Consider the following 17,053-nt stretch of genomic DNA (forward strand, 5'->3'; position numbering starts at 1 on the left):
CCCGTCCGGATCATCCCGGGACCAGGCATGCCCGCTCCGGCGACGGGTAGAGCAGCGGCATGCAGACCTTCCTCCCGTACCCGGACTTCCTGGCCAGCGCCCGCGCGCTGGACCAGAAGCGGCTGGGCAAGCAGCGGGTGGAGGCGATCCAGGTGCTGCGTGGGCTCACCCGACCCGACTACGGCTGGCGCAACCACCCGGCGGTGAAGATGTGGTCCGGGTACGAGGAGGCGCTCACCCGCTACGGGCTGGACATGTGCGCGGTGTGGACCGAGCCGGGGCGGGCCGACACCTGCGCCACCACGATGACAGTTGACCTCGCGGCCGCCTGCGGGCCCGGCGTCGTACGGACTCAGCGCGAGTTGGCCGAGGCTGGTGAGCTGCCACCGTGGCTGGGCCGCGACGAGCTGCACCTGAGCCACCGCTCGTCGCTGGTCCGCAAGGACCCGGCGCACTACCGGCCCCTGTTCGGTGACGACGTTCCGACAGATCTGGAGTACGTCTGGCCCGCCTCCGACCGCGCGCGCCGCTGCCTCCCGTAGCGGAGACTGGGCCGAGAGAGGTAGGTGCCCATGGCGCTGTCGCAAATGGTGGGTCGGCTCATCGGCGTACGCCAACATCTGGTGGACCCGGGCGGCGGTGGCGCGGACCGCGTGCCGCGACCGACCGCGGCGGTGGTGGTGGGTGGCGGCATCGCCGGCATGTCGGCGGCGGTGGTGCTGGCCGAGCGGGGGGTGGCGGTCACGGTGCTGGAGGCGGCACCGACGCTCGGCGGTCGACTGGGCGCCTGGCCGGAGGCGCTGGCCGAGGGCAGCCAGCGGAACGAGCACGGTTTCCACGCTTTCTTCCGGCAGTACTACAACTGGCGGTCCATCCTCCGCCGGATCGATCCCGAGCTGGGCTTCCTCAAGCCCATTCCGGGTTACCCGATCCTCAGTGCCCAGTGGCCGACCGAGGAGTTCGGCAGGCTGCCGCCCGCACCGCCGGCGAACCTGCTCGCACTGCTGTTGCGCAGCCCCAGCCTGCGCCTGGGCGACCTGCGACTGATGGACCGGGACGCCGCGCTGCCGCTGCTCACCTACGACCCGGTTCGCACCTACGCCGAGTTGGACGACACCACTGCCGACGAGCTGTTGGCGTCGCTGCGGCTGCCGGACCGGGCCCGGGCGATGCTGTTCGAGGTCTTCTCGCACTCGTTCTTCAACCACGAGGCGGAGATGTCAGCGGCCGAGATGGTCGCCCAGTTCCACTTCTACCTGCTCGGCAACCCGGAGGGGCTGGCGTTCGACTGTCCGGACGAGGACTACGCCACGGCGATCTGGGAGCCGCTGACCCGGCACGTGGAGAAGCACGGCGGCCGGGTGCTCACCGGCTGCGCCGCGACCGGGGTGCGCCGGGACGGCGACGGCTGGCGGGTGACGACCACCGACGGAGGCGGTCACCCGGCGGCCCACGTGGTGCTGGCCGTCGACCCGCCGGCGCTCGCCGCGCTTGTCGCGGCCTCTCCCGATCTGGTCGGGCAGGCGCCGGAGCTGGCCGCCCGGATGCCCGCCTTCGGCCGGCCCGGCCCGCCGTACGCGGTGGCGCGGTACTGGTGTGCCGGGGACGTGGCCGCCGAGCGGGCGGTGTTCAGCGGGGTGTCCCGGCAGCCCACGCTGGATTCGGTGACGCTCTACCACCGGCTGGAGGACGAGCCTCGGCGCTGGGCGCGGCAGACCGGCGGGTCGGTCATCGAGCTGCACGCGTATGCCTGCGAGCCGGGGGTGCCGGCCGAGGAGTTGGCCGAGCGGATGCGCCGCGAGCTTGTCGCGCTCTGGCCGGAGGCCGCCGACCTGCGCGTTCGTGAGCTGCGGGCCCGGGTGGAGGCGCAGGCGCCGGCGTTCACGCCGGGCAGCCACGCCTGGCGACCGGGGGTACGCACCGACGCGAGCGGCGTCTACCTGGCCGGTGACGGCATCGCCACGGACTTCCCGAGCGCGTTGATGGAACGCTCCGCCGCGACGGGCATCGTCGCCGCGAACCACATCCTGCGCGCGGAGGGCGGCGCGGCGGAACCGGTGCGCTCGATCCGGCCCCGGGGGCTGCTGGCCGGCCGCGCCACCCCAAACCGACAGAACGCCACATAAGCAACGGTACGCTGCCGTACGCTTGGTTGATCAACCGTCGATCGACCGGGCGGGAGGGCAGCGGCGAATGTCACCACTGCACCGCGCCGGCGCGGAGAACCAACAACCAATCGGCGAGATCGGCCGCGACGACGCGTACCCACTGATCCGCGACGAACGCGCCTGCATCGTCACCGCGCTGCGCCTGGGCTGGTGGATGGCGGACGCCTACCACCACGGGCAGCACGCCGAACTCGGCGTCCCCGGCGAGGTCCGACCACCGGTACCGCCGGCCAAGCTATCCAACCTCACCGAGATGTCCGCGCACCGGCGCATGCGCATGTACCTCGACGGGGCGGACGTCGCGCTGGCCCAGATCGCCGAACTCACCAGGCACACCGGCCCGGTGCCCGACACGTCGGCCGCCCGAGCCCTGCTACCCGACCTGAGCCCGCCCGACCCGGCGGATCCGGTGCCGCTGCTGCTCGCCCTCGACGACCTCAACGTCGAGGTGCTGCGGTGGGCGATGGCCACCAACCACCGGGTCGGGCTCGCCTACCGGCTGGGCCGATCAGTGGCCGACACCGTCCGAGCCGGCGACGCCACCCAGTTGCTACGGCAGTTCGGCGGTCGGCAGATCCAGATCAGCCGCTGGCTCGACGAGTTGGCGAGCGTGCTGCCGCCGTACTCGGCCGCGGTGGTGCGCCGGTCGCTGGCCGCCTGGGCGACAGCTGTCGACCGGGCCGGCCACGGCGACCCGGCCGAACCGGCGCCCGCCGAGCTGAGCCGGGCCCTGCGGGGCCAGGGCGACCTCTGGCGGGACGTGCTCACCGGCGGCCTGCACCCCCGCGACCTGCTCGACGAGGAGGACTACGCGGTGATCGCCCGAAACCTGATCATCCGGGACCGACGGCTGGTGGCGCAGGCGGCCCGGGGCATCTTCTGGCCCGTGCTCGTACCCCTGCTGCTTGTGCTCTTCGCGGTGGTCGGCGTGAGCGCCGCCGCGGCCGCCGGCTCACCCACCACCCGGGCCACCGTCGCCCTGGTGGGTCTCGGCGCCGGGCTGGCCGCGATCTGGCGGTCGGTCTCCGGGCCGGCACTGGCGGTCGCCGGCGAGGTCAACCGGCCCCTGCTGGACAGCGAACTCACCGCGCGAATGGCCCTACGGCTGAACCGGCCGCTCACCGCCGCCCGGCGCACGGCGGTCGTCGCACCCCGGACCCGCCGTCCGCGCCGCCCGGAGGAGCCGGGCGGCCGATCGAAATACGTTGCCCGTCTCTCCCGCCCCGACCTACCGTGATCGCGCAAGGTCAACCACCGCCGCGGGAGCAGAGCATGACGATGTCGCACGTCAGCACCGTGCCGTCGACGCTGCCCGGCGACGGCTGCCGAGCGGAAGGTCCCCGGGCGGGTCGGCCCGACTGACGCGTACCCCGTACGCGCCCAGCCGCCCCGTCCACCAACCGGACCGGGCGGCTTTTCGCTGTCCGTCACCATCGTGAAAGGAGCCCCGGTGGACGCCGTCCTCGTCATCAACGCCGACCTCGGCCCGCTGCACCGGGTCACCGTTCAACATGCCGTCCGGATGCTCTGCCGCCGGGTCGCCGAGATCCACGAGGCCGAGCCGGACCAGGTGATCGGCGTCTTCCCGATGCCCCGGGTGGTACGGCTGGTCCGCTACGTGGTCACCCGGTGGCGGTTCAGCGCCGGGCCGACCTGGTCCCGCGCCGGGGTGCTGCGCCGCGACGACCGCTGCTGCGCGTACTGCGGTGGGCCGGCCTCCACCATTGACCACATCCTGCCCCGCTCGCGCGGCGGCCGGAACACCTGGCGGAACACCACCGCCGCCTGCTACGGCTGCAACCAGCGCAAGGGTGACCGGACGCCGGCGGAGGCGGGCATGCCGCTGCGCCGGGAGCCGGTGAACCCGGGCTGGGGGGCGCTCGCCGGGCGGTGACGGACCGGCCGGCGGGATCGGGGGGCCGCGTCCCAGGCGCGGCACCCGCCGGCCCCGGTCAGACCGCGCTCTCCTTCACCGTCGGGTTCGGGCGGCCGTTGGGGCAGTTCACCCGGATCTCGCTGCGGTACTCGGAGGAGACCAGCTCGACCTGGATCTGCTTCGCCGGGCCCGGGTCGTACGCCTCCGCCCGAAAGCCGGGAGCGAGCGTCACCGCGAGCACCTCGATCGACTTCCCCACGCAGCCGACGGTGACCGTCCCTCCGCGCGCCCGAACCGGTACGCCCGCGGGAAGCGTCGGCGTCGGCGTCGGCGTCGGCGCGGTCGCGGTCGGCATCGGGTCGGGGGCGGTGGCGGTCGGCATCGGGTCGGGGGCGGTGGCGGTCGGGCCCGGGGCCACCGTCGGGGGCTCGGTCCGGGCAGCGGGCGCGGTTTGCCGGGCCGTTGGGGCGTCGGACACTCCGATGTCGCCCTCGGCGGCCGGCTCCTCGGTGCCCGGCATCCCCACCGCGGTCGTGCCCGGATCCTTGCCGGTCGACGGGGCAGCCAGCCCCGGTCGACGATTGTTGACGTCGCCGAGCGACCCGGCGATCGTGATCGCGCCGAGCACCGCGCCGCCGACCACCAGGATGGCCCAACGCCGACGCCACGACCTGCGCCCGGTGACCGCCGCGCCTCCCGCCGGAGCGACGGTCCCGGTGCCGGTGGGTTCGCCGGCGGTGGGCTCGCCGCCGGTGGGCTCGCCGCCGGTGGGCTCGCTGCCGGTGGGCTCGCTGGCGACGGCCACGTCGGACGTGGCTGCGCTCATGGCGGTGAGCAGGATGCGGGTCGCCTCGGCGGCCGGTGGTCGGTCGGCGGGGTCGCGGGCCAGGCACCAGCGGTAGAGCCGGTGGATCTCGGGCGGCACGTCGTCGATCTCCGGTAGCGGGTCCGGCTCGACGTGCGTCTGCCCGCGGAGCATTCCGGTCTGCGCCTCGGCCGGCCACGGCAGCCGGCCGGTGAGCACCCGGTGCAGCAGCAGGCCCAGGGCGTACACGTCGCAGGCCGGCAGCACCTCGCCGGCTTCCAGTCGCTCCGGGGCGAGATAGGCCGGCGTGCCCAGCAGTCGTCCCTCGAAATCGATCTCCGACGCGCCGGCGACCGCCGCGATACCGAAGTCGAGCACCTTGGCGCCGGTTGGCGTGAGCATCACGTTGCTCGGCTTGATGTCGCGGTGCACCAGACCCTGAGCGTGTGCGGCCGTGAGAGCGGCAGCCACCTCGGCGCAGACCCGCAGGCCAGCGCGCGGCGGCAACGGTCCGGCCGCCAGCCGTTGTTCGAGGGTGAGACCGCCGAGCAACTCCATCACCACGAACGGGACCGGGGCACCGTCCACCGGCGACTCGCCGTAGTCGTACACGCCGGTGACGTGCGGGTGCGACAGCCGAGCAGCCGCCTTGGCCTCGGCCCGGATCCGCCGCCGGGCGTTGGGGTCGGAGGCGACGAGCATCTTTACCGCGACATCCCGTTCGAGCACCTCGTCGTACGCCCGGTGCACCGCGGACATGCCGCCACTGCCGAGACGCTCCAGGAGCCGGTAGCGGCCCGCAAGCAACTGATCACGCTGCACGACGGACAGCCTGCCGTACGGACCGGGTCGCCGGCCACCCGGGATCGAACTGTCGCGATGGGTGATATGACGACCTCGGCCGTCCTCTCCCCCGATACCGGCCGAAACGGGGTCAGTCGACCGGCGGCTGCCAGGCGAAGCGGGGCGTACGCCGCTCGGCCATCGCCGCGACCCCTTCCCGGGCCTCGCCGGTGGTCGACACCTTCCGGTGCCACCAGGCGATCCGGGCCGGCCCGGCCCGGTCGTCGATGATCTCCTTCGCGGCGGCGACGCTCAGCGCCGACCGCTTGGCGATCGTCGCCGTCAGCTCGTCCACCCGCGCGGCGAGGCCGTCGGCCGGCAGCACCTCGTCGACCAGGCCGACCCGCAGCGCCCGCTCGGCGTCGATCAGCTCGGCGGTGAACAGCAGATGCTTGGCGGCGGACGGGCCGACCAGCCGGGCCAGGCGGCGGGTCGTCGGCGCCGGATAGACCAGACCGAGCCGGGCCGGCGGTACGCCGAAACGGGCATCGTGCGCGGCGATCCGCAGGTCACAGGCGACCGCGAGCTGAGCGCCACCGCCGACACAGGCGCCCCGGATGGCAGCGACGGTCGGCTTGGCGAAGCGGGCGAGTCGCTCCTCGGCGGCCACCGCGATGCTGGCGTCACCGGCGTCCAGCAACTCGGCCAGATCACCCAGGTCCGCACCGGCGCAGAACGCGTCGCCCGCGCCGGTGAGCACCAACGCCCGCACCTCGGGGTCGGGTTCCAGCCGGTCCAGCAACTCGGGGAGCTGACGCCACATGGCGGCGGTCATCGCGTTACGCCGGGCCGGGTTGTGGATCACCACCGTCGCGACCGGTCCGGTCACCTCGACGGTCAACTCCGCATCCGACACGTCCGCCCCTCCCGCGCCACCTCGTGCGACGCCACCCACCTGGCCACGACGACGCGCCCAGGCGGCCCCGGCGCCGCCGACCCGGCCACGACGACGCACCCGGGCAGCCCCGGCACCACCGACCTGGCCACGACGACGCACCCGGGCAGCCCCCGCGCCGCCGACCCGGCCGCGACGACGCGCGCCCGTCCGGCGACCATAACCGTGCCGCCCCGAGACCGAGCGGCCAGGCCCGCCGCACGCGGGGTGCTGGGGCAATCTTGGACAGTTTCCGTTAGCGCGTAACGGAAACTGTCCAAGATTGCCGGAAGCGTCTCCGGTTCGTTGGCGGTGACCGATCGGCTGGGGTGCCGCGCCGGGGAACCGGCGCTTGGGGCTCTGCGTCCGGGAACCGACGCTTGGGGCTCTGCGTCCGGGAACCGACGCTTGGGGCTCTGCGTCCGGGAACCGACGCTTGGGGCTCTGCGTCCGGGAACCGGCGCTTGGGGCTCTGCGTCCGACGGACATGAGACCCGCCCCGACGACGGCCGTCACGGCCGTGCTCCTGGCCACCCTCCTGAGCGCCTGCACCAGTGTCGACCGAGCCGTCGCCCCGACCGGGTCCCCGGTCACCATCGCTCCCCGTCCGGCCGACACGGCCACCGGCACCCCGCTGCCGACCACCGCCCCCACCGCCAGCCCTGGGGCCACCGGAGTGGCGCCCCGGGTGGTGCTCCGCACCTCCGGCGGCTTCGCCGGCCGTGGTGACGCCGTGACCGTCGAGCCGGACGGTCAGTGGACCGCTGTGGACCGGGCCGGCAGCTGGCGTAGCGGAAAGCTCGACCCCGCCGACCTCGGCCGCCTGACGGGGCTGGCCGCCGACCCCCGGCTGGCCGCCGAGGCGCGGCGACCGACCAGCTCGACCCTCTGCTCGGACGCGATCAGCTACCAGCTCACAGTGGGCAGCGCCGTGACCGGCTATGCCGCCTGCCCGGCTGACGGGACCCCGCCGCCGGCCACCCAGGCCCTGGTCAAGCTGCTGCTGCGGACCACCGGCACTCAGACCAGGTAGTCCGGGGGCAGGCCGGTGCCGCGCAGCTCCGGCGGCAGGTGGGCCACGTCGTTGACGGCGATCAGATTCGGCGGGCCGGCCGGGCCGTACCGGATCACGGTCAGGCCCGCGTTGTGCAGGTTCAAGCCCAGCCAACGCCGCTCCGGCGCGTCGAGGGCATGCCGCACCAGCCAGGCGATCAAGAAGCTGTGCGTCACTACCAACTCGCGCACCGGCTCGTCACCGGACGGCCCGTCGCTGACCGGTCCGGTGAACCGCCGTACCGCCGCCGCCGTCAGCCGCGGCCCGTCGACCCGTTCGGCCGCCGAGAACTGCTCCAGGAATTTCGCGTACGCCGCAGGCAGTCCCACCGGATCCGTGTCGTGTGGGAGGTGGTCACCGGCCAACTCCGTCGCGTACACCGGCACCTCGGGCAGCGACGCGGCGACCAGCTCGGCGGTCTGCGCGGCCCGGCGCAGCGGTCCGTGCTGGATGGCAGCGAACCGCCGGCCGCGCAGGCGTTCGCCGAGCAGGGTGGCCTGCCGCCGGCCGCGCTCGGACAGGCCGGTGTCCGGTTCCCCGGCATCCGACTCGCGCAGCTCGGTCAGGTCCTGCTCGGCGTGTCGGGTCAGGTACAGCAGCCGGGTCACCATGCCGCCCACCACACCACATCGAGTAGGGCGGTACGGCCCCGCGTCCCGTCCCTAGCCGCGGGGGAACATCTGGCCGATGCGGATCTTGTTGCCGAACGGGTCCCGGATGCCGAAGTCGATCCCGTACGGACGCTCGGTCGGCTCGTCGGTGATCTCGACGCCCTTCGCCACGAGGTCCTCGTGCGTCTTGTGGGCGTCGTCGGTGGTCATGAAGAGGTACCCGCCCAGGGCGCCCTTGGTGAGCAGCTCGCGGACCTGCTCAGCGGTGGCCGGGTCCAGCGCCGGTGCGCCCGGCTTCTCCAGCAGGATCTCCCGCTCCGGGTCGCCGGGCAGGTTGACCGTCAGCCACCGCATGAAACCGAGATCCTGGTCGGTGTTGACCTCCATGCCGAGCTTGTTCACGTAGAAATCGAGCGCCTCGTCCTGGTCGAGGACGTAGATCTGGGAGCGGCTGATCGCGTTCATCGTCATGCCGACAACGGTAGAGGTCCGCCGTGACCTGCTGCTTATCCAAAACTGCTGGGTCGGGTCCAGGCCTTGGTGAAGCACGACGGCACGTTGGCCGCCGCGACGCGGTGCCGCCGGAAATCCGAGGGGGACTCGCCGACGATCTGGCGGAACGTGCGGCTGAACGTGCCGAGGCTGCTGAAGCCGACGGCGTAGCAGATGTCCGTGACGTCCCGGTCGGTCTCCACAAGCAACGTCATCGCCCGCTCCACCCGGCGGCGTTGCAGATAGCGGTGTGGGGTCTCACCGAACGTGGCCCGGAAGGTACGGATGAAGTGCGCCTCGGAGACGTACGCGATCCGGGCCAGTGCGGGGATGTCCAGCGGCTCGGCGTACGCCCGGTCCATCGCGTCCCGAGCACGCAGCATCGCCCGGTTCGACTCCTCCACCGCGCGACTCATCGGCCCCCGTCCCCGCTCCGCTCGCTGCCAGGCCCCAGGCTACTGCCCGGCACTGCGTCGTCCGGTCGGGTAGCGCGCCGCCCAACCCGGGGAATCGCGCGAGACAGGCGATCGAGCGCCGATGTCCAGCCCTCGGTCAGCGGGCGCGATCGTCAGACTCTGGACGCCCCGGTAGCGGATGGTCAGATCTTCTTCGTGCTTCCAGCAGTTGTGCCAGAGGTACAGCTCACGCCACCGGTTGCCGCCCGTCTCGCCGGACGTCAGACGCGCAGGCTTCAGGCGCTTGACGCAGCGCTGGCCAAAGAAGCGATGCCGTCGTTGGCCCGTTCAACGCTGACGTGTCTCACTGCCGCCCCGCCGCCATAGTCGGTCTGCGGCGGCGCCGGTCGGAAAGGTCTGATGGAATTGGAGCCCCCGGCCGGGATCGAACCGGCGACATCTCGCTTACAAGGCGAGTGCTCTGGCCAGCTGAGCTACAGGGGCGCGTGCGTCGAGGTCAGCATAGCGAGTGACGTCCGGATATCCCGCTCGCGAGGCCTCCCGAGCATTGGAAACGTCAACAACCCGACGCGTACGGGTTCGCGGGGGCGTCGATTGATGTCTGAGCGTGCCCGAGTGCCCGGAATGCGTAGGCCGTGGGCCAGGTTCGGCGCTGTCCCGCCTTGGCAGCAAGGGGAATCCCGTTTACGGTTCACTGACACGGACGACAGCCCGGTGCCCCCGCGCCCGAGCCGCCGTCCGCTGACCGGCACGGATACGTGCCTGTCGCTCCTTCACTCGGATCGTCCGGCACGTTCCTGCCGGTGAAAGGAAGCGCTTCACCATGGCTACGGTCACCTATTCCAAGGCGTCCCGGGTCTACCCGGGCCAAGAGCGTCCCGCCGTCAACGAGTTGGACCTCGAGATCGGCGACGGCGAGTTCCTCGTCCTGGTCGGCCCCTCCGGTTGCGGCAAGTCCACCAGCCTGCGGATGCTCGCCGGCCTGGAGGACGTGGACGCCGGCTCGATCTACATCGACCAGCGTGACGTCACCCACCTTCCCCCGAAGGCCCGGGACATCGCGATGGTCTTCCAGAACTACGCCCTCTACCCGCACATGACGGTGTACGAGAACATGGCGTTCGCCCTCAAGCTGCGCAAGACCTCCAAGTCGGAGATCGACCGGCGGGTCAAGGAAGCGGCCGGGCTGCTCCAGCTGGAGGAATACCTCAGCCGCAAGCCGAAGGCGCTCTCCGGTGGTCAGCGTCAGCGTGTCGCGATGGGCCGGGCGATCGTCCGCGAGCCGCAGGTCTTCCTCATGGACGAGCCGCTGTCGAACCTCGACGCCAAGCTGCGCGTGCAGACCCGTACCCAGATCGCGTCCCTGCAGGCCAAGCTGGGCGTCACCACTGTCTACGTCACGCACGACCAGGTCGAGGCCATGACCATGGGTCACCGGGTCGCGGTGCTGCTCGACGGTGTCCTCCAGCAGGTGGACACCCCCCGCGCGCTCTACGACACCCCGTCGAACGTGTTCGTCGCCGGCTTCATGGGCTCCCCGGCCATGAACATCAAGACCGTCTCGCTCAACGAGCAGGGCGCCGAGTTCGCCGAGCTGAACATCCCGCTGACCCGGGAGCAGGTCGCGGCGGCCCGCGCCGAGGGCGGCAACGGCAAGGTGACGGTGGGCTTCCGCCCGGAGGACTGCGACCTGGTCAGCCCGACCGAGGGCGGCATGCCGGTCGTGGTCGAGCTCGTCGAGGACCTCGGCTCGGACGCCAACGTCTACGGCCACGCCGCCCTGGGTGGCAGCTCGGAGCGCTTCGTGGTCCGCACCGACCGGCGCAGCATGCCGAACATGGGTGACACCGTGTTCGTCAAGCCGCGTACCGGTCGCAGCCACGTCTTCCACGCCGCCACCGGCAGCCGGATCTGACGTAACGCCAGACCAACAGGGGCGGTCCGCTTCGGCGGGCCGCCCCTGTCGTCGTACCGGTGGGGGCTTTTCACCCTGCGGAGCCAGCGCGGATGTGGCTCTCCGGGGTGACTCGGCAGGGCAGGCCGCGCCCATAGCGTCGCGGCACGCCCAACCCGAGGAGACGCCGTGTCCGCCACCGCTCACCCGATCAACCGTTCCCGGCCGCACCGGGTGGCCCGCCTGGCCGGCCGCAGCCTCGCCTACTGCGCGACGCTGGTGCCGGTCGCCCTGCTCACGCTCGTGACCACCCCGTGGGGTGGGGCCGGCGCCGCAGTCGCGCGGTGGCGAGCGCTGCGTACCGGACTGCTCGGAGCACCCCAGACGCCCGCGCCCGGCCGGCGACCCGGCCCCGTCGCGGTGCTCGGCCACGCGCTGTTCAGCCTGCTCCTCGGCGTCGTGGCCCTGCTGCCGCTCGGCGTCGAACTGCTGATGGTGCTGCGCGGCGTGCTGTACGGCTTGGTGGACCGCGGCCCGTATGACAATTCCTGGGGCGGTCCGAGCCGGGCCGGCGCGTGGCTGGCGCACTTCCTCGTCGGCCTACCGCTGGCCGCCGCCGGGCTGGCCGCGCTGATCGGTATCGCCGCCGTGCACCAGCGGCTGACCCGACGTCTCGACGGGGAGCGGGGCCCGCTCTGGTTGATCCCGACCACAGTGCTGATGGCGCTGGCCGGTGCGCTGCTCTTCGTGGCCTGGACCCACCAGATCTGACGACGAGGCCCCCTCCCGCACCCGGCGGGAGGGGGCCTCGTACCACGTCGTTACAGCTCGACCGACCGGCGGCGGGCGACCTCGGCCAGGGCGACCGCGGCTGCCACACTGGCGTTGAGCGACTCCACCTCGGAGATCATCGGGATGCTGACGGTCAGGTCGCAGGTCTCCCCGACCAGCCGGGACAGCCCGCGCCCCTCGGAACCGACAACGACCACCAGCGGGCCGACGGCGGCCTCCAGGTCGTACAGGTCGGTGTCGCCGTCGGCGTCCAGGCCGACCACCATGAAGCCGGCGTCCCGGCACGCCTTCAGCGACCGGGTCAGGTTGGTCACCTGCGCCACGGGCACCCGCGCGGCCGCGCCGGCGCTGGTCCGCCAGGCGGTCGCGGTGATCCCCGCAGCCCGCCGCTCGGGTACGAAGACACCCTGCGCGCCGAACGCGGCAGCCGACCGGATCACCGCGCCCAGGTTGCGCGGGTCGGTGACCCCGTCCAACGCGACCAGGAGCGGAGCCTGCTGCTCCACGGCGGCGGCGACCATGTCCTCGAACGGCTGGTACGCGAATGGCGGCACCTGCAACCCGACACCCTGGTGCAGCACACCACCGGTCATCCGGTCCAGCTCGGCCCGGCTGATCTCCAGGTTGGCGATGCCCCGGTCGGCGGCAGTCCGGATGATCTCGTTGATCCGGTCGTCCATGTCGATGCCCTGGGCGGTGTAGAGCGCCGTCGCCGGCACCTGGGCGCGCAGCGCCTCCAGCACCGGGTTGCGCCCGACGAGCAGCTCCGGCGTGTCCTTGCTCGGGTTGGACTTGCGCCCCGGCGCGACCCGGGGACCGGACCGCCCGGTGGGCTTGCCGCCGCGCCCGCCTCCGCCGGAAGCACCCCGACCCACCGGTACGCCCCGACCGCCACCCCTGCCCCAGGTGGTGTCCTTGCTGCCCGGCTGACCGATCTTGGGGGCGCGCCCCTCCTCGGCCGCCGCGCGGCGCTCCTTGTCCTGCTTCCAGGCGGTGCGCTGGGGCAGCTTCTCGGTGCCCGAGTAGCCCTTGTGCCACGGCCGCTCGTCGGCGGGCAGGGTGCGCCCCCGCCCGGCCAGCGAGTCCTTGTTCTTGCCGCCGGTGCCCTTGGGGGCGCCTGCCTTCGACGTCAGTCGCCGGCCACGGCGCTGCGAGTTGCCGGCCATCAGTCCTGCTCTCCAATAGTCCAACGGGGGCCCTGGGGGGTGTCCTCGACCACCACACCGGCCAGCTTGAGCTGGTCACGTACCGTGTCGGCGGCAGCCCAGTCCTTGCGGCCCCGGGCCTGCGCGCGCTGTTCCAGGGCCAACGCGATCAGGGAGTCCACCACGGCACGTAGATCGTCCGTGCGGCCACCGCCGGTCCAGGCCGGGCTGAGGGGGTCGACCCCGAGGATATCCAGCATCGCCCGCACCGCGGCCAGGGTGGTGCGGACGGTCACATCGTCGCCGCCGCTCAGCGCGGTGTTGCCGTCCCGAATGTGCTGTTGCAACACGGCCAGGGCGGCGGACGTGTTGAGATCGTCGTCCATCGCCGCGACGAAGCCGGCGGGCAGCTCACCGGGCTGCTCGGCGCCAACCCGCTCGGCCGCCCGCTGCACGAAACCCTCGATCCGGCGGTACGCGGTCGCCGCGTCGCGGAGCGAGTCCTCCGAGTAGTCGATCACCGAGCGGTAGTGCGCGGCCGCATAGTAGTACCGCAGCTCGACCGGCCGCACCCCCAGCGAGTCCACGTACGCCAGGTCGAGCGCGTTGCCGGCGGACTTGCCCATCTTGGCCCCACCGATGCTGAGCAGCCCGTGGTGCACCCAGTAGCGGGCGAACGGCAGACCGGCGGCCTTGGACTGGGCGATCTCGTTCTCGTGGTGCGGGAACGTCAGGTCCAGCCCGCCGCCGTGGATGTCGAACTCCGGGCCGAGATACCGCCAGCACATCGCCGAGCACTCGATGTGCCAACCCGGACGGCCCAGCCCCCACGGCGACGGCCAGTAGGCGTCCGCCGGCTCGTTCGGTTTGGCACCCTTCCACAGCGCGAAGTCGCGGGGGTCCCGCTTGCCCCGGTCCGGGGCGTCCCCGGCCGACTGCATCGCGTCCGGAGACTGACCCGACAGCGACCCGTACGCCGGCCACGACGCCACGTCGAAGTAGACGTCACCGGAGCCGTCGGTGGCCGCGTACGCGTGCCCGTCGGCGACCAACTTGGTGATCAGCTCGTGCATCTCCGGGATGTGCCCGGTGGCGCGCGGCTCGTAGGTCGGCGGCAGCACGTTCAACGCCCGGTACGCCTCGGCGAGGAGCAACTCGTTCGCGTACGCGATCGACCAGAACGGCCGGCCCTGCTCGCCCGCCTTGACCAGGAGCTTGTCGTCGATGTCGGTCAGGTTGCGGATGAAGGTGACCTCGTAGCCGGCGGCCAGCAGCCAACGGCGCAGCACGTCATAGTTGACGCCGGAGCGAAGGTGACCGATGTGCGGCGGGGCCTGGAGGGTGAGACCACACAGGTAGACCCCCACCTTGCCGGCTTCCCGCGGGACGAAGTCCCGCACCGATCGGGTGGCAGTGTCATACAGGCGTAGCGTCACCGTACAAGGGTAGCTGTCCGTGCCTGTCCGGATCTGCCGGTGCCGGGTCGTACGCTGCCAGGCGTGGATGCGACAGCACGCTCCGGAGAGACTCCAGCCCACCCCGACGCTGCGCCGGGACAGGCTGGCGCGGTCGCACAGGCCGGCGCGGTCGGGCCTGTCGATGCCGTCGCGGGACGTGCCGGGGAGACATCGCAGACCCTCGACCGTGGGTTACGGCTGCTACACCTCGTTGCCGACGCCTCGGGCGGCCTGACCGTCACCGAGGCCGCCAACCGACTCGGCATCGGCCGGGCCGCCGTCTACCGGCTGGTGGGTCCACTGACCGGGCACGGCATGCTGCGCCGCGACGGCGACGGCCGGCTACGCCTCGGCGCCGGACTGCTGCACCTGGCCCGACGCGCCCAGCCGTTGCTCGCCGAAGGTGCCCTGCCCGCGCTACGCCGCCTCGCCGAGCAGGCCGGCGCGACAGCACATCTGACCGTCGTCGAGGGTGGCGAGGGCGTCGCCCTGGCCGTGGTGGAGCCAACCTGGACGTCGTTCCACGTCGCGTACCGGGCCGGGGCACGACACCCACTGGACCGAGGGGCGGCGGGCCGAGCCATCCTCGCCGGTCGAGCCGGGGAGGCCTCGCCGGTGAGCAGCAGCGGGGAGTTGCAGGCCGGGGCGTACGGGGTGGCCGCGCCAGTGCTCGGCGTGCCCGGCCTGGAGGCCAGCGTCGGCGTTGTCGCGCTTGCCCCGCTGGACGTCGACTCGATCGGCCCCCAGGTGCGAGCCGCCGCCACAGCCATCACCACCGCCCTCAGCTAGCCCGCGAACCGCCCACGGCGCCCCGTTCCGGGGCAGCCCGACACGGCTTGGCGCGGCCCAGCGCGACTTGGGCCGCTTGATCAACTCGGGTTTACGGATGTCGCGGTATCCCGGCGCCTCCCAAGGCCCGACTTCCAAGAAGGCGAGTCGATCACCACCCACGACGGCCCGGATCACCGCCCCGCGACGGCCCGGGCCGCCCCCACGAACGGCCCGGACCACCACCCACGACGGCCCTGACCACCACCACGAACGGCCCGGACCACCACCTACCACCGCGAACGGCCCGGACCACCGGCCACGAACGGCCCGGACCACCGGCCACGAACGGCCCGGACCACCGGCCACGAACGGCCCGGACCTGGTCAGGCGGCCGCACCCGAGCGCTCCATACCATGGATCGGCAGGCCGACTCGTGGTTGTCCACAGGGCGGACGGTGTGCGTGGGTCAGGTTGTCCACAGGGGTTTCGGCGGTCGATCGGCGGCCGGCAGGCTGCTCGCATGCCACCACGTCCGCATCGCCCCGAAGCCCTGACCTGGCAGATCTTTCGCGGCTCCGACGCTGTCCGGGATGGTCTGCTCACCGAGCATCAGCTACGCAGCGCCGCCTGGGTGCGGCTGCGCCACGACATCTACGCCGACTCGAGGCTCGACCGGGACCACGCCTTGGCCTGCCGCGCGGCTCTCCTCCGGCTACCGCCAGGGGTGGTGGTCGCGGGTCCGTCGGCCGCCTACCTGCACGGCGTCGAACACGCCGCCGCCTTCACCGACGACGTTCATGTCCTCGTGCCCCGACCGCTGCGGATCGGCCCACAGCGCGGCCTCCGCGTGCACGTCAACGACATCATCCCGCTGTCGACAGTCGAGACGCCCGAGCGGGCCGGGGACGCGCCAGCCTCATGCCACGCATCGGGAGAGGACCGAGCAGCGGAAGCAGGACGGCCCACCGCCCCACGCCGCGCACCAGACACGCGACGCCCACCAAACCCCGGCCGAGCAACAGACACCGGACGGCCCGCCGGCCCAGGCCGAGCGGCGGACCCGGGACGCCCATCCCCAGGCAGGTCACCGGACGCGGTACGACCCACGGGAACAGGCCACCCGTCCGCTGTCGGAGTGCCACCACCCCCGGTGCGGCAACTGCCCAGGTCAGACGCCGTAGCGGCCAGCGCGGGCAGGGTGGCGACGGCCAGGCCGGGCGGCGGGCGATGGAGTGCGCTCGTCGCACCCGGGCCCATCGCAGAGCAGGGCGGCTCGATTCCCCGGTCCGACCCGGCGCGGGCCGCCTGGGAGACCGCCGTCTGGCTCGACCCGGTCCGTGCCGTCGGCGTTGTCGACTCCCTGATCGGGCAGGGGCTGACCGACCGCGACACGCTCGCCGATCTGGCGATCCGGAACGCGGACCGGCCCGGTGGGCGACGAGCGCGGTGGCTCTTCGACCTGGCTGACGGCGCAGCCCAGTCCCCACCGGAGTCGCACCTACGCGTGCGACTGGTGCTCGGTGGGCTGCCCCGCCCAGTCGTTCAACATCCGGTACGCCTGCCCGAAGGCCTTGTCCTGCGTCCTGACCTGGCGTGGCCCGAGTTTCGGGTAGCGGTCGAGTACGACGGGCAGTGGCACTCTGACGCAGATCAACTGCATCGTGACCGTCGTCGGCTGAACCTGCTGGTCGGCGCGGGTTGGTTGGTCCTGCACGTGACAAGTCGACGCCTGCACGGCGAGTTCCCGGCGGTGCTGCGGGAGGTCCGCGCCGCGCTGGTCTCCCGCGGGTGGCGACGGTGACCCTCCAGCTGGCCATGACCAACTCAGGTTCCAAGAAACCGCGCCTTCCACCGG

General features: G+C 72.6%; 16 protein-coding genes and 1 tRNA gene. 9 read left to right on the plus strand and 8 right to left on the minus strand.

Annotated features, from left to right (window positions below):
- Positions 1–59: 59 nt before the first annotated feature.
- From ACQPWW_RS32220 to ACQPWW_RS32235, 4 genes are all read left to right on the plus strand, one after another.
- The gene (locus ACQPWW_RS32220; protein WP_433127573.1) at positions 60–542 is read left to right on the plus strand and encodes an MSMEG_6728 family protein; all 483 of its coding nucleotides are present in this window, start codon (positions 60–62) and stop codon (positions 540–542) included.
- 30 nt (positions 543–572) lie between these two features.
- On the plus strand, positions 573–2,126 hold the full coding sequence (locus tag ACQPWW_RS32225) for an FAD-dependent oxidoreductase (protein WP_433127574.1): 1,554 nt from the start codon (positions 573–575) through the stop codon (positions 2,124–2,126).
- 67 nt (positions 2,127–2,193) lie between these two features.
- Complete coding sequence (locus ACQPWW_RS32230) at positions 2,194–3,405, plus strand: hypothetical protein (RefSeq protein ID WP_433127575.1); 1,212 nt, start codon at positions 2,194–2,196, stop codon at positions 3,403–3,405.
- 213 nt (positions 3,406–3,618) lie between these two features.
- Positions 3,619–4,062, plus strand: coding sequence for an HNH endonuclease (locus ACQPWW_RS32235; RefSeq protein WP_433127576.1), 444 nt, complete (start codon positions 3,619–3,621; stop codon positions 4,060–4,062).
- 58 nt (positions 4,063–4,120) lie between these two features.
- On the opposite strand, the gene ACQPWW_RS32240 is transcribed toward ACQPWW_RS32235, so the two are convergent.
- Positions 4,121–5,671 (minus strand): protein kinase domain-containing protein, encoded by a 1,551-nt coding sequence (locus tag ACQPWW_RS32240; protein ID WP_433127577.1) that lies wholly within the window; start codon positions 5,669–5,671, stop codon positions 4,121–4,123.
- 112 nt (positions 5,672–5,783) lie between these two features.
- The gene (locus ACQPWW_RS32245) at positions 5,784–6,548 is read right to left on the minus strand and encodes an enoyl-CoA hydratase/isomerase family protein (RefSeq protein ID WP_433127578.1); all 765 of its coding nucleotides are present in this window, start codon (positions 6,546–6,548) and stop codon (positions 5,784–5,786) included.
- 505 nt (positions 6,549–7,053) lie between these two features.
- Here ACQPWW_RS32245 and ACQPWW_RS32250 point away from each other — a divergent pair.
- Complete coding sequence (locus ACQPWW_RS32250; protein ID WP_433127579.1) at positions 7,054–7,599, plus strand: hypothetical protein; 546 nt, start codon at positions 7,054–7,056, stop codon at positions 7,597–7,599.
- Here ACQPWW_RS32250 and ACQPWW_RS32255 read toward each other — a convergent pair.
- The 4 genes from ACQPWW_RS32255 to ACQPWW_RS32270 all read right to left on the minus strand — a co-directional run bounded on the left by ACQPWW_RS32255 (position 7,587) and on the right by ACQPWW_RS32270 (position 9,622).
- The gene (locus tag ACQPWW_RS32255; RefSeq protein WP_433127580.1) at positions 7,587–8,231 is read right to left on the minus strand and encodes a histidine phosphatase family protein; all 645 of its coding nucleotides are present in this window, start codon (positions 8,229–8,231) and stop codon (positions 7,587–7,589) included. The two genes, ACQPWW_RS32250 and ACQPWW_RS32255, sit on opposite strands and share 13 nt — an antisense overlap.
- A gap of 51 nt (positions 8,232–8,282) precedes the next feature.
- On the minus strand, positions 8,283–8,702 hold the full coding sequence (locus ACQPWW_RS32260; RefSeq protein ID WP_433127581.1) for a VOC family protein: 420 nt from the start codon (positions 8,700–8,702) through the stop codon (positions 8,283–8,285).
- Between the two features lie 35 nt (positions 8,703–8,737).
- Complete coding sequence (locus ACQPWW_RS32265; protein WP_433127582.1) at positions 8,738–9,139, minus strand: helix-turn-helix domain-containing protein; 402 nt, start codon at positions 9,137–9,139, stop codon at positions 8,738–8,740.
- Between the two features lie 406 nt (positions 9,140–9,545).
- Positions 9,546–9,622: transfer RNA gene (locus ACQPWW_RS32270), tRNA-Thr, on the minus strand.
- Positions 9,623–9,962: 340 nt separating this feature from the next.
- Here ACQPWW_RS32270 and ACQPWW_RS32275 point away from each other — a divergent pair.
- The gene (locus tag ACQPWW_RS32275; RefSeq protein ID WP_433127583.1) at positions 9,963–11,054 is read left to right on the plus strand and encodes an ABC transporter ATP-binding protein; all 1,092 of its coding nucleotides are present in this window, start codon (positions 9,963–9,965) and stop codon (positions 11,052–11,054) included.
- A gap of 168 nt (positions 11,055–11,222) precedes the next feature.
- On the plus strand, positions 11,223–11,804 hold the full coding sequence (locus ACQPWW_RS32280; RefSeq protein WP_433127584.1) for a hypothetical protein: 582 nt from the start codon (positions 11,223–11,225) through the stop codon (positions 11,802–11,804).
- A gap of 50 nt (positions 11,805–11,854) precedes the next feature.
- Here the strand turns inward: ACQPWW_RS32280 and rlmB are convergent, their stop codons facing one another.
- Both rlmB and cysS read right to left on the minus strand, forming a co-directional pair.
- Positions 11,855–12,991 carry a 23S rRNA (guanosine(2251)-2'-O)-methyltransferase RlmB gene (gene rlmB, locus ACQPWW_RS32285; protein ID WP_433127585.1) on the minus strand — a complete coding sequence of 379 codons (1,137 nt, stop codon included), beginning with the start codon at positions 12,989–12,991 and terminating at the stop codon, positions 11,855–11,857.
- Positions 12,991–14,406: a cysteine--tRNA ligase gene (gene cysS, locus ACQPWW_RS32290; protein ID WP_433127586.1), complete on the minus strand. Its 1,416-nt coding sequence runs from the start codon at positions 14,404–14,406 to the stop codon at positions 12,991–12,993. Before cysS ends, rlmB begins: the two co-directional genes overlap by 1 nt.
- 63 nt (positions 14,407–14,469) lie before the next feature.
- Between cysS and ACQPWW_RS32295 the strand changes: the two genes are divergently transcribed.
- Together ACQPWW_RS32295 and ACQPWW_RS32300 are read left to right on the plus strand one after the other, a co-directional pair.
- Entirely contained in the window at positions 14,470–15,216 is a 747-nt protein-coding gene (locus ACQPWW_RS32295) for an IclR family transcriptional regulator (RefSeq protein WP_433127587.1), read from the plus strand.
- 1,180 nt (positions 15,217–16,396) lie between these two features.
- Positions 16,397–16,999 (plus strand): endonuclease domain-containing protein, encoded by a 603-nt coding sequence (locus ACQPWW_RS32300; protein WP_433127588.1) that lies wholly within the window; start codon positions 16,397–16,399, stop codon positions 16,997–16,999.
- Positions 17,000–17,053: the final 54 nt, after the last annotated feature.

The sequence above is a fragment of the Micromonospora sp. CA-240977 genome, assembly GCF_050942285.1.
Classification (GTDB): Bacteria; Actinomycetota; Actinomycetes; order Mycobacteriales; family Micromonosporaceae; genus Micromonospora.